Below are 13378 nucleotides of genomic sequence, written 5' to 3' on the forward strand. Positions count from 1 at the left end.
AGTCTCGTGGGCTCGGAGATGTGTATAAGAGACAGGGCAATCAGGAACGGCAGCGCGTCATACACCCCTGATGCCTCTTCGTTCTCCAGCCCGCCACGCATAGACTGATAAGTCCCCACGCCCAGGAAAACGGCGTCGTGGTTGGCCAGCAGGTCCGTCAGCTGTACGTCTTTCCCGACTTCGGTATTCAAATGGAATTCAATGCCCATGCCGGAGAAAATTTCGCGGCGCTTGGTCATCACGCTCTTTTCCAGCTTGAAGGCCGGAATACCGAAGGTCAGCAGTCCGCCGATTTCAGGATGTCGGTCATACACATGCGCTTTGACGCCGTTGCGCGCCAGAACGTCTGCGCAGGCCAGACCGGCGGGACCGGCGCCGATAATTGCTACGTTCTTACCGGTAGCCTGAACGCCGGACATGTCCGGTTTCCAGCCCATTTCGATGGCTTTATCGTTGATGTAGCGCTCGATGTTGCCGATCGTGACCGCCCCGAACTCATCGTTCAGCGTGCAGGAGCCTTCACACAGGCGATCCTGCGGACAAACGCGCCCACAGACCTCAGGCAGACTGTTCGTGCGGTGAGAGAGCTCAGCGGCTTCGATAATACGTCCCTCGTTGGCGAGCTTCAGCCAGTTGGGAATGTAGTTATGCACCGGACACTTCCATTCGCAGTAAGGGTTGCCGCAGGACAGGCAACGGTCTGCCTGTGCTTTGGACTGACTTTCTGAAAATGGCTCGTATATTTCAATAAACTCAATTTTTCGTATTTTCAGCGGTTTTTTAGGCGGATCTACGCGCTGCAGGTCGATAAATTGATAAACATTTTGACTCATGATGACCTCTTACTGCGCCAGAACCCGCAGCTCAGCTGCGGAACGACTACGATGACCCAACAGCGCCTGCACATCACTGGACTTCGGTTTCACCAGTGCGAATTTCGCTGCCCATACCGGCCAGTTGGCGAGGATTTCTTCGCCGCGTGATGAGCCGGTGTGCTGAACATGTTCGGTAATCATGCCGCGCAAGTGTTCTTCGTGGATCGCCAGGCTATCGACATTCAGGACTTCAACCAGCTCCGGGTTGACGCGCTTACGGAACTCGCCGTCTTCATCCAGCACGTAGGCGAAGCCGCCGGTCATCCCCGCGCCGAAGTTCACGCCGGTGCGCCCCAGAATACAGACGATGCCGCCGGTCATGTATTCACAGCCGTTGTCGCCAATGCCTTCCACTACCGTGATGGCGCCGGAGTTACGTACGGCAAAACGTTCGCCCGCGCGCCCGGCAGCTAACAGTTTGCCGCCGGTGGCGCCGTAAAGGCAGGTGTTGCCGATGATGCTGGCTTCATGACTGCGGAATGCGGAGCCGACAGGCGGACGGACGGCAATCATGCCTCCCGCCATTCCTTTACCGACATAGTCGTTGGCATCCCCGGTCAGCGTCAGCTCCACGCCGCCAGCGTTCCAGACGCCGAAGCTCTGTCCTGCGGTGCCGGTGAAGTAGGCTTTGATCGGATCGCTCGCCAGTCCCTGATCGCCATATTTTTCAGCGATAACCCCCGAGAGCGTAGCCCCGACGGAACGGTCGGTATTGCGAATATCGAAGTACAGCGTCTTGCTCTGTTTGGCCTCGACGTAAGGCTTGGCCTGTTCATGCAGCGCTGTGTTCAACACCCCTTTATCGAACGGCGGGTTGTTCTCGGTGCAGTACAGCGCCTTGCCCGGATGCGGCGTTGCGGTCTTCAGCAGAGGCGCCAGATCCAGCTTGTTCTGTTTGGCGGTGAATCCGTCCAACTCTGTGAGCAGGTCGGTACGGCCAATCAGATCCACCAATTGGCTGACGCCCAGTTCAGCCATCAGCTCACGGGTTTCTTGCGCGATGAAATTGAAATAGTTGATCACGCGTTCCGGCAGGCCGTGGTAGTGGTCGCGGCGCAATTTGTCATCCTGCGTGGCAACGCCGGTGGCGCAGTTGTTCAGGTGACAGATACGCAGGTATTTGCAGCCGAGCGCGACCATCGGTCCGGTGCCGAAGCCGAAGCTTTCCGCCCCCAGAATGGCGGCTTTGATGATATCCAGCCCGGTTTTCAGTCCGCCATCCACCTGCAGGCGGATTTTGTGACGCAGGCCGTTCGCCACCAGCGCCTGTTGCGTTTCCACCAGACCCAGCTCCCACGGGCAGCCCGCATATTTCACGGAGGTCAGCGGACTCGCACCGGTGCCGCCGTCATAGCCGGCAATGGTGATGAGATCGGCATAGGCTTTGGCAACGCCGGTGGCGATGGTGCCCACGCCGGGTTCGGAAACCAGTTTGACCGAAATCATCGCCGTCGGATTGATCTGTTTCAGGTCGAAAATCAACTGCGCCAGATCTTCGATGGAGTAAATATCGTGATGCGGCGGCGGTGAAATCAGCGTCACGCCGGGGACGGAATAACGCAATCGAGCAATGTATGGCGTGACTTTGTCGCCCGGCAACTGACCGCCTTCGCCCGGTTTTGCGCCCTGAGCCACTTTAATCTGAATCACGTCGGCGTTGACCAGGTAGGCCGGGGTGACGCCGAAGCGACCAGAAGCAACCTGCTTGATGCGTGAGACCTTGTTGGTGCGGTAACGCGCCGGGTCTTCGCCGCCTTCGCCGGAGTTGGAGTAGCCGCCCAGCGTGTTCATGGCTTCAGCCAGCGATTCGTGCGCTTCCGGACTGAGCGCGCCGATGGACATGGCGGCGGTGTCGAAGCGTTTGAACAGCTCTGATGCAGGTTCGACCTGATCGAGAGCAATAGCCGTACTTTTCTCCTGCGGCTTGACGGCCAGCAGATCGCGCAGCGTTGCCGCCGGACGTTCGTTGACCAGTTTGGCGTAATGCTGATAGTCGCTGTACTCGCCGCTTTGGACGGCGGTCTGCAAGGTACTGACCACGTCGGGGTTGTAGGCATGATATTCGCCGTTGTAGACGAATTTCAGCAGCCCGCCGTGTTCCAGCGGCAGACGTTTTAGCCAGGCGCGTTTAGCCAGATTCCGCAGGTCTTGTTCGAAATCGCTGAAGTTAGCGCCGCCGATACGGCTCACGACACCCTGGAAACAGCTGTGGGTGATGTCTTCATGCAGGCCGACCGCTTCGAACAACCGTGAGCAGCGGTAAGACGCCACGGTGGAAATGCCCATTTTGGACATGATCTTGTACAGACCTTTGTTGATGCCGTTACGGTAGTTCAGCATCACGACGCGGTGCGCTTTATCGATGGTGCGATTGTCCACCATACGGGCCAGCGTTTCGTAGGCCAGATAGGGGTAAATCGCGGTCGCGCCAAAGCCGAGCAGTACGGCGAAATGGTGCGGATCGCGGGCGCTGGCGGTTTCTACAATGATGTTGGCGTCGCAGCGCAAACTCTGTTCAACCAGACGGCCGTGAATCGCGCCCACCGCCATCGGAGCAGGCACCGGCAAGCGATCTTTGGCGATCGCGCGGTCGGTCAGTACCAGAAGGACCGTACCGTCGCGGACTTTGCTTTCCGCTTCGTCGCACAGTTTCTCAATCGTTTCCTGCAATGTCTGCTGTTGAGGATCGAAGGTGAGGTCAATCTGGTCCGCGCGGTAGTGCTCCTGATCTTGATGGATCAGCTGATTGAAATCGGAATAGAGCAGAATCGGCGACTTGAAGCTGAGGCGGTAGGCCTGTCCTTCCGCTTCGCTAAAAACGTTCATCTCACGGCCGATGCAGGTGGCGAGCGACATGACATGTGCTTCACGCAGCGGGTCGATAGGCGGGTTGGTGACCTGCGCGAACTGCTGGCGGAAGTAGTCATAGACTATGCGTGGACGGCTGGACAGGACTGCAAACGGAGTATCGTCGCCCATTGAACCGGTAGCTTCCTGACCGTTCTCGCCGAGTACGCGCAGGATCTGGTCCAGCTCTTCGTTACTGTAGCCGAACTGTTTCTGGTAGATCTCGAGCTGCACGTCATCCAGATCGCGCTGTCCGACCTGATCGTCCGGCATCTCTTCGAACGGCACCAGACGTTTAACGTTTCTCTCCATCCACTCTTTGTAGGGATGGCGACTCTTCAGGTCGTTGTCGGTTTCGCTGGAGTGAAGGATGCGTCCTTCCTGCGTGTCGATCACCATCAGTTCGCCGGGACCGACGCGGCCTTTTTCTACCACTTCATCCGGCTGATAGTCCCAGATCCCGACTTCGGAAGCACAGGTGATCAGCTTGTCGGTGGTGATGACGTAGCGCGCCGGGCGCAGCCCGTTACGGTCGAGGTTACAGGCGGCGTAGCGTCCATCGGACAATACCACGCCCGCCGGGCCGTCCCACGGCTCCATGTGCATGGAGTTGAAGTCGAAGAATGCGCGCAGCTCCGGATCCATGTCCGGGTTGTTCTGCCAGGCGGGCGGCACCAGCAGGCGCATGGCGCGTACGATGTCCATACCACCGGCGAGGAACAGCTCCAGCATGTTATCCAGCGAGCTAGAGTCCGAGCCGGTTTCATTGACGAACGGCGCGGCGTCCCGCAGATCCGGGATCAGCGGCGTTTTAAATTTATAAGCACGCGCGCGCGCCCACTGACGGTTGCCGGCGATGGTGTTGATTTCGCCGTTGTGGGCCAGATAACGGAACGGCTGCGCCAGCGGCCAGCGCGGCACGGTATTGGTCGAAAAACGCTGGTGGAACAGGCAGATAGCCGATTCCAGACGAAGATCGGCCAGATCCAGATAGAAGCGCGGCAGATCCGCTGGCATGCACAGACCTTTATAGATCGTCACCAGGTTGGAGAAGCTGCACACGTAGAAATCTTTATCCTGCACGCGTTTTTCAATGCGGCGACGGGCCATGAACAGGCGTCGCTCCATATCGCGCTGGCGCCAGCCCGCAGGGGCGTTCACGAAAATCTGTTCGATACGCGGCAGGGAGGAGAGGGCGATTTCACCCAGAACATCCGGATTGGTCGGCACTTCGCGCCAGCCCAGAACGGACAGCGTCTCGTTCTGCAGCTCTTCTTCCACAATCCGGCGAGTCGCTTTAGCGATCTCTTCGTCCTGGCTGAGGAACATCATGCCGACGGAGTAATTTTTCGCCAGCCGCCAGCCGCGCTCTTCCGCGACCAGGCGGAAGAAACGGTCGGGCTTCTGAAGTAACAGGCCGCACCCGTCGCCGGTCTTGCCGTCGGCAAGGATCGCGCCACGGTGCTGCATACGGGCCAGTGCGTGAATGGCGGTACGCACGACCTTATGGCTCGGCTCACCTTCTATATGGGCGATTAGTCCGAAGCCACAGTTGTCTTTTTCTTGGGATGCATCGTACAACATATGAATGAACCTCCCCAGGCTCTGTATGACTACCTCATCGCCAGCCCAATGCAGGCGACTTTACCGCGAGCGACCCCTCACTGAGAGTGAATATCTCAGCGGAAAATGACGCTCTCTATTTCCGGACTCTCGTGACGGTCTCACAAGGGGTGATGACTTGCTTGATGAGGGAGTCTTCTTGTTACTGCATAAATATGACGAGTCGTAGTCTCGTCAGGAAAGCTTCCAGCCATTTCCCAAATTAGCGAGAAACCCTGTTCAGGTCAAATCCCCTACATAAATCAGTATTTCAGGGATAATATTTACTTATATTTATGATAAATAAGGATTTTTATAATAAAAAGAAGACATTGTATCGACGTGAAGTCCGGATGAAATGTGAGGTGTATCACTATAAGAAAGCCGGATTGGTGTCCCGACGTGCTGCGTTATCTCCACTTAATGGCATCTTATTCTGACAGATTTCCGTTTTTTAACTCATGTCACTGTTTTTTAATCTCTGGTCAACTTCTAATGCGACGCGCGCAGGTGATTAGCAAAATTAATCAAGCTATTTATGACTTTATTTTCACTAAAACAGAATAATTATTCAAAATAACCAAGAGGGGGGACTTGATCGACGTCATCGCAGGCGGGGCGAGGAAACGGTAGGCTGCTCCTCCCGCGGAGGAGGAAAGTCAGAATATGCAATTACAAAGATTAATCAACATGTTTGGCGGCGATCTCCAGCGCCGCTACGGCGAAAAAATTCACAAGCTGACCCTGCACGGCGGCTTCAACTGTCCTAATCGCGACGGCACGTTAGGCCGGGGCGGCTGCACGTTCTGCAATGTCGCTTCGTTCGCCGACGAACAGATGCAGCAGCGTAGTATTGCCGATCAGCTATCCGCCCAGGCCGGCAAGGTTAACCGCGCCAAGCGCTATCTGGCCTATTTCCAGGCTTACACCAGCACGTATGCGGAGGTGCAGGTTCTGGCATCCATGTATCGCGAAGCGCTGACGCAGGCCGATATGGTGGGTCTGTGCGTCGGCACCCGGCCTGACTGTGTGCCGGATGCGGTGCTGGATCTGCTCTCCGACTATCGTCAACAGGGCTATGAGGTCTGGCTGGAGTTGGGACTGCAAACGGCGAATGACAAGACGCTGCACCGCATCAACCGTGGCCACACGTTTGACTGCTACCAGCAGACGACGCGACGGGCCAGAGCGCGCGGCCTCAAAGTCTGCACGCACCTGATCGTCGGCCTGCCGGGCGAGGACGAGAAGAGTTGCCTGTCCACCCTCCGCCGCGTGGTTGACGCCGGCGTTGACGGTTTAAAGCTGCACCCGTTGCATATCGTTGACGGCAGCATCATGGGCAAGACGTGGCGTGCGGGTCGATTGCCGGAGCTGCCGCTGGCGCAGTATGTCACCACGGCCGGTGAAATGATCCGCCATACGCCTGCTGATGTGGTCTACCACCGCATCTCCGCCAGCGCCCGTCGTCCGACGCTGCTGGCCCCTCTGTGGTGCGAAAATCGCTGGACCGGCATGGTGGAGATCGACCGCTATCTGTCGCAGCATGGCGTTCAGGGTTCCGCTCTGGGCGACGCCTTCCGTTTTGTTCCCGCCTGACGCTACATCCCGTTCTTAAATCCTCTGCTCATTTCCCGCGCATCATAACTTTTACGGTATGATTTGCGGGATCTCGATGAAGGAAAAATTCTATGAAGCAAATCCGGCTGTTAGCCCAGTATTACGTTGATTTGATGGTGAGACTTGGGCTGGTTCGCTTTTCCATTCTGCTGGCTTCCGCACTTGTGCTGTTAGCGCTGGTGGTCCAGATGGCGGTGACCATGCTGCTCAGCGGTCAGGTTGAACGCATCGATGTGGTGCGATCCATCTTTTTTGGCCTCTTAATCACGCCCTGGGCGGTTTATTTCCTGTCGGTAGTGGTCGAGCAGCTTGAAGAGTCTCGACAGCGCCTGTCGCGTTTGGTGGCCAAATTAGAGGTGATGCGACATCGCGATCAGGAGCTGAACGCCAAACTGCAAAACAACATCGCTCAGCTCAATCAGGAAATCACCGATCGCATCAAAGCCGAAGAGTCACGCCTCGAAATGCTCAGCAAACTGCGCGAAGAAATGGCGCGGCGCGAACAGGCGCAGGTGGAACTGGAGCAACAGTCGGCGCTGCTGCGCTCTTTCCTCGATGCGTCGCCGGATCTGGTGTACTACCGCAACGAAAACAAGGCGTTTTCTGGCTGCAACCGCGCGATGGAGCTGCTGTTGGGCAAGAGTCAAAAACAGATGATCGGTCTGACGCCCTTCGACGTCTATCCGCAGGATATTGCGGCCAAGGTGGTTGAGACGGACGAAAAAGTGTTCCGCCATAACGTCTCCTTGACCTACGAACAGTGGCTGGTTTACCCGGATGGACGCAAATCCTGTTTCGAGTTGCGTAAAGTGCCGTTTTACGACCGACAGGGTAAGCGACATGGGCTCATGGGTTTTGGACGCGATATAACGGAGCGTAAGCGTTACCAGGACGCGTTAGAGAAGGCCAGTAGGGAGAAGACTACCTTCATCTCAACGATCAGCCACGAGCTTCGTACGCCCCTTAACGGCATCGTCGGCCTCAGCCGCATTCTGCTCGACACCCATCTGGATGCGGAGCAGCGAAAATATCTGAAAACCATCCACGTCAGCGCCATCACCCTCGGCAATATCTTCAACGACGTGATCGAAATGGACAAACAGGAGCGACGCAAGGTTCAGCTCGACAACCAGCAGGTCGATTTCATCGGATTCGTCGCCGATTTGGAAAACCTGGGCGGCCTGTTGGCCGAACCCAAAGGTTTACAGCTGGAGATGGACCTGCAGCAGCCATTGCCGAAATGCATCATCACCGATGGCACGCGCCTGCGGCAGATTCTGTGGAACCTGCTGAGCAACGCCGTGAAATTTACTCAGAGCGGCAAGGTCGTGATCCGCGTCGGGCATGATCAGAACACCGGTCTGCGTTTCGAGGTCGCGGATTCCGGCATGGGTATCCCGGATGACGAACTCGAAAAAATCTTTTCCATGTATTACCAGGTGAAGGATCAGAACGGCGGTAAACCGGCTACCGGAACCGGTATCGGTCTGGCCGTTTCCAAACGGCTTGCGCAAAACATGGGGGGAGACATACAGGTCACCAGCAAACTGGGCGAAGGCTCCTGCTTCACGCTGACGGTGTCCGCACCGAAAGTGGAGGAAACGGAAACGAATGAGAACGGCGATGAGACGATGCCGTTGCCTGCGTTGCATGTCCTGCTGGTGGAAGATATCGAGCTGAATGTCGTGGTCGCGCGCTCGGTGCTGGAAAAACTGGGTAGTAGCGTTGAGGTGGCGATGACCGGTCAGGAAGCGCTGGCGATGTTCGACCCGGACGAGTTCGATTTGGTGCTGCTGGATATACAGCTGCCGGATATGACCGGGCTGGATGTGGCGCGCGAGCTACGCGTTCGCTACGGCCAGCAAACGTTGCCTCCGCTGGTGGCGCTCACCGCCAACGTGCTGAAGGACAAGAAAGACTATCTGGATGCCGGCATGGACGATGTGCTGAGCAAACCGCTGGCGGTTCCCGCGCTCACCGCGATCATCAAACAGTATTGGGATGCGCCTGAAACTGGCGCGTTGGACACTGCCGTCGAGGCGACGGTCGATGCCTCCGATGTGGAGTCGATGCTGGACGTCGCCATGTTGCAGCAGTATCTGGATCTGGTCGGCCCTTCGCTGATTCACCAAAGTCTGGATATGTTCGAGCAGATGATGCCGGGCTATCTGGCGGTGCTGGAGTCCAACATGACGGCGCGCGACCAGAAGGGCATCGCAGAGGAAGGCCATAAAATCAAAGGCGCGGCGGGTTCTGTCGGGTTACGGCATCTGCAGCAGGTGGCTCAGCAGATTCAAACGACGACGTTGCCTGCATGGTGGGACAATGTGCATGAATGGATTGACGAACTGAAACAAGATTGGCGTCATGATGTCGACGTGTTGAAGGCGTGGGTGGCTAAGGCTGAAAAAAAATGACCCCGACCGAAGCCGGGGTGCGCGAATTATGCGCCAACACCAGGGAAACTGGTACACCTGCAATTGATTTCAGGTTTGTTAGCTCGCAAGTGTGGTAAGTACATTTCAGGTAACTGACAACCTATCAAAATGCCGTTGCTCGTTACGAGTATCATTAAAATGTGTGATGTAGATTAGTGTTTGTCAATTAAAAAATCAATTAGTTGATGTAATGAAATGAGGACTTAATGATGAAAAAAGTCGGTGTCGTACTTAGCGGATGTGGTGTTTATGATGGTTCAGAAATCCACGAAGCTGTCTTGACTCTACTTGCAATCGACCGTGCTGGAGCCGAAGCCATCTGCTTTGCACCGGACAAAGATCAGCTGCATGTCGTCAATCATCTTAGTGGCCAAGTGACTGATGAAAAGCGTAATGTTCTTGCGGAATCAGCGCGGATCGCACGGGGTAAAATACAGCCTCTGTCCGCAGCTGACGCGGAACAGCTTGATGCGTTGATTGTTCCCGGTGGTTTCGGCGCGGCGAAAAATTTAAGCGATTTTGCGACCCGAGGAAGCGAGTGTCAGGTCGACGAAGAATTAAAAATACTCACTCAGGAAATTTATAAGAAAAGTAAACCAATTGGTTTTATTTGCATCTCTCCGGCAATGTTGCCGAGACTGTTGGGTCTTCCTGTCAGACTTACAATTGGTAACGATATTGATACCGCGGAAGCCATCGAAACGATGGGGGGAATGCATGTCACTTGTCCGGTTGACGACATTGTCGTGGATGCCGAACACAAGGTCGTGACGACACCAGCCTACATGCTGGCAAATTCTATCGGCGAGGCGGCTCAGGGGATTGAGAAACTGGTTGCCCATGTTTTGGAATTGACTGAATGAAATCAGGCCGAGCCCTAAGTCATTTTTCGAGTCGTTTGAAACGCGCGATCGTCCGGGGCATCGTGGTCGTTCTGGGCATCTGGCTGCTGGCGATTGCGCTATTTGCCTTCCTGCCGGTTCCCTTTTCGGCGGTAATGATCGATCGTCAGGTCAGCGCATGGCTGCGAGGTGACTTTTCCTATGTCGCTCATTCCTACTGGGTCTCAATGGATGAGATCGCCTATGTCATGCCTCTGGCGGTGATTGCGGCGGAAGACCAAAAGTTTCCACAACATTGGGGTTTCGACCTCGATGCGATCGATGCCGCCTTACGGCATAACGAGGAAAATGAAGGACGCATCCGCGGAGCTTCCACCTTGTCTCAGCAAACGGTAAAAAATTTGCTGTTGTGGGATGGCCGCAGCTGGGTGCGCAAGGGACTTGAGGCCGGCCTGACGACGGTCATGGAGCTGGCATGGACCAAGCGTCGGATTCTGACCGTCTACCTGAATATCGTGGAGTTTGGCCCTGGGATCTTCGGCGTAGAAGAGGCCTCCCGGCATTTTTTCCACAAGTCGGCGAGTCGGTTGACCGCCAGTGAGGCGGCGCTGCTGGCTTCCGTATTGCCCAACCCTATTCGTTTTCGCGTCGACAGACCTTCGGGCTATGTGGCTCGCCGTCAGCAGTGGGTACTTCGTCAAATGAGCCAGATTGGTGGCGAAGGTTTCCTTAAAAACAACCAGTTACGATAATGCTACGGTTCTGTTTCTAAAACTCCCGGCGCTTGTTGCCGGGTTTATCCATCCGCCCAGCATAGTCCGCGTCCAGAGGGGCGAAAAAAACAATAGCCAAGCTAATGTATTTGGAAATCCAGCATGATGTTCTGACATTTTGCCGCGTAGACAGGCAATATGGCGAGGCCATCGATAGAGTGTAAAACCGGGTCATTTTGCCGTCGCTGGAGAGGGTATCAAGGGAGATCGGGCGGTGAGGTGAGTCGACGATAGTGCCAGGGCGTCCTGAGCCCGCCGTTAAGGCGGGTCAGGTCTGTTCATAGTGGGGATGGCTTATTCCAGATAGGTAAACGCCGTGGTGACGTGTTTGACACCGCTGACTTTGCTGGCGATTTCCGCTGCGGCGGTTCCCTCGCGACGAGTCACCAGACCTAACAGGAAGACTTCGTTGTTCTCCGTGGTCACCTTGACGTTAGAGGACTTGACCTGATCGCTGGCCAGTAGCTGAGAACGTACCTTGGTGGTGATCCAGGTATCTATGGAGGCGGTACCCAGGCTAATTGGCGTTCCCTGACGGATTTCGTTGTACACCTCCGTCGTACCTTCCACACCCAGCGCGATCTGTTTGGCTCGGCTGGACAGCTCCGTATTCGGCGACTGACCGGTCAACAGCACCTTGCCTTGGTATACCGTCGCGATGATGCGGGCTTCCTTACTCAACTGCTGATCTTTTGCCAACGTATTGGAAACGCGCATTTCCAGCGTACCATCATCAACCTGAGTCCCTACCGTACGGGGATCGGTCGCGGTTTTGGTCGCGACGGCCGCGCTGCCGATAGCGACCGCGCCGATACAACCTTGTAGCAGCAGAGCGGCAGACAGCACGGCAATGCAAGAATATATCCTCATGAGGTACTCCTTAATCGTTCTGGTGTGGGAAAAGCGTGTTGTCTATCAGATCGCACAAGCAGTTCACAGTCAACATGTGCATTTCCTGAATTCGAGCGCTGCGGTGCGATGGGATGCGAATTTCCACATCCTGTTGTCCCAGCAGACCAGCCAGTTCGCCGCCATCGTAGCCGGTTAACGCAACGATGGTCATGTCACGCGTCACGGCGGCTTCTACCGCTTTCACGATGTCTCGGCTGTTTCCGTGCGTGGATATCGCCAGGAGAATGTCCCCCGTTTGTCCCAAGGCCCGGACCTGTTTTGCATAGATCTCCTCGTGCAACCGGTCATTCGAAATCGCCGTCAGCACCACGTTGTCGGCGTTCAGCGCGATAGCGGGCAAACTGGGACGCTCCGTCTCGAAACGGTTAATCATGTTAGCGGCAAAATGCTGGGCGTTGGCGGCGGAAGTGCCGTTCCCGCAGCTCAGGATTTTGTTGCCGTTCAGCAAAGATTGCACCATCGCGACGGCTGCCCGCGAGATCGCATCCGGCAAAGCTTCAGCCGCGGCGATCTGAGTTTGGATGCTCTCGGTAAAACAGACTTTAATTCTATCCAGCACGTTTGGGTAACCTATTCTTTTGTTTTCGGAATTAACCAATTATTCCTGATTGGCGAACGCGTTCGGCAACCACTCCAGCTGGTCGCCGGTGATGGCCAATACGTCGAAACGACAGTCGGTATGTTCGAAGCCGCCGCCTTGACGCGACAGCCACACCGCGGCCGCCTGCAGTAATCTTTGCTGCTTGCGTCGGGTCACGCTGGCGGCTGCGCCGCCAAAGTCCGCGTTACGTCGGTAGCGGACTTCTACGAACACCCATATCGGGCCGTCGCGCATGATCAAGTCCAGCTCGCCGCCGCGCAGCGTCACGTTACCCGCGACAAACGTCAGGCCCGCGCGCTCAAGATAGCGTCGAGCCCGTTGTTCGTAATCGTTCCCGGTTTCGCGGGTCTTCAGGATGCCGGTACCAGCTGTCCCTGGCGGAACTGCAGCCAGGTGAGTTTGCGGTTCACGACGCAATCCGGCGTGGCGCTCAGTTGCCCCGTGGAACCCTCCAGATGATAGCCCGGCTGTTGACGCAGCGAGGCGAAGTTGTTCGCCAGCGCCCAGGCATCCATCCCCATGGCAAACAGGCGTACCAACGAGTAGTCGTTGCGGAACTGCCCGGTCGTCTGCTGCATCAGCGACGGGTTCGCGCCCGTCAGCAGCGGAATATCGCTAAACTGCAGCCCTTCCATCTCCAGACGGAAATCGGGGCCCAGACCCGCCTGATTGCTGCGTGAACTGGCATAAAGCGCAGCGCGTACGCGAGATTTGTTGCGCAGGTCAATCATGGGTTTGATTAACGACAGCTCATCCGGTGTAGCGATGATATAGACCGCGTCCACGCCGCTTGCACTGGTGCCAGCGGGCGTTGGCGGCACCTGGGCCGGAATATTCAGGCCGCCGATGGTGGTGCCTGACTGCGGTTGAG

At 56.2% G+C, this 13378-nt stretch carries 10 protein-coding genes; 4 read left to right on the forward strand and 6 right to left on the reverse strand.

The genetic code is table 11. The features are described 5' to 3' along the window. Together Q7O77_RS07390 and gltB are read right to left on the reverse strand one after the other, a co-directional pair. A partial coding sequence (locus tag Q7O77_RS07390; RefSeq protein WP_304165064.1) for an NAD(P)-binding protein occupies nt 1–833 on the reverse strand: 833 nt, incomplete at its 3' end. A 9-nt stretch (nt 834–842) separates the two neighbouring features. After that, nucleotides 843–5306 carry a glutamate synthase large subunit gene (gltB, locus tag Q7O77_RS07395; RefSeq protein ID WP_304165066.1) on the reverse strand — a complete coding sequence of 1488 codons (4464 nt, stop codon included), beginning with the start codon at nt 5304–5306 and terminating at the stop codon, nt 843–845. A gap of 684 nt (nt 5307–5990) precedes the next feature. On the opposite strand from gltB, the gene Q7O77_RS07400 reads away from it, so the two are divergent. The 4 genes from Q7O77_RS07400 (at nt 5991) to mtgA (ending at nt 10973) form a co-directional block, all read left to right on the forward strand. Next, nucleotides 5991–6920, forward strand: coding sequence for a TIGR01212 family radical SAM protein (locus Q7O77_RS07400; RefSeq protein WP_304165070.1), 930 nt, complete (start codon nt 5991–5993; stop codon nt 6918–6920). A gap of 92 nt (nt 6921–7012) precedes the next feature. Next, a complete protein-coding gene (gene arcB / locus Q7O77_RS07405) occupies nt 7013–9358 on the forward strand; it encodes an aerobic respiration two-component sensor histidine kinase ArcB (RefSeq protein WP_304165072.1) in 2346 nt (781 codons plus the stop codon). A gap of 230 nt (nt 9359–9588) precedes the next feature. Beyond that, complete coding sequence (gene elbB, locus Q7O77_RS07410) at nt 9589–10242, forward strand: isoprenoid biosynthesis glyoxalase ElbB (protein ID WP_304165084.1); 654 nt, start codon at nt 9589–9591, stop codon at nt 10240–10242. After that, nucleotides 10239–10973 carry a monofunctional biosynthetic peptidoglycan transglycosylase gene (gene mtgA, locus Q7O77_RS07415; RefSeq protein WP_304165075.1) on the forward strand — a complete coding sequence of 245 codons (735 nt, stop codon included), beginning with the start codon at nt 10239–10241 and terminating at the stop codon, nt 10971–10973. The genes elbB and mtgA overlap by 4 nt, the downstream gene beginning before the upstream one ends. A 315-nt stretch (nt 10974–11288) precedes the next feature. On the opposite strand, the gene dolP is transcribed toward mtgA, so the two are convergent. The 4 genes from dolP to Q7O77_RS07435 all read right to left on the reverse strand — a co-directional run. Beyond that, nucleotides 11289–11864, reverse strand: coding sequence for a division/outer membrane stress-associated lipid-binding lipoprotein (gene dolP, locus Q7O77_RS07420; protein WP_304165078.1), 576 nt, complete (start codon nt 11862–11864; stop codon nt 11289–11291). 10 nt (nt 11865–11874) lie between these two features. Continuing rightward, nucleotides 11875–12465 carry a DnaA initiator-associating protein DiaA gene (gene diaA / locus Q7O77_RS07425; RefSeq protein WP_026740721.1) on the reverse strand — a complete coding sequence of 197 codons (591 nt, stop codon included), beginning with the start codon at nt 12463–12465 and terminating at the stop codon, nt 11875–11877. A 39-nt stretch (nt 12466–12504) separates the two neighbouring features. Continuing rightward, entirely contained in the window at nt 12505–12861 is a 357-nt protein-coding gene (locus Q7O77_RS07430) for a YraN family protein (protein WP_304165087.1), read from the reverse strand. Then, nucleotides 12858–13378 (reverse strand): penicillin-binding protein activator (locus Q7O77_RS07435; RefSeq protein WP_304165081.1); only part of this gene is annotated, 521 nt, incomplete at its 5' end. The genes Q7O77_RS07435 and Q7O77_RS07430, both read right to left, overlap by 4 nt.

The sequence above is a fragment of the Lonsdalea britannica genome, from assembly GCF_946477055.1.
In the GTDB taxonomy this organism is placed as follows: Bacteria; Pseudomonadota; Gammaproteobacteria; order Enterobacterales; family Enterobacteriaceae; genus Lonsdalea; species Lonsdalea britannica_A.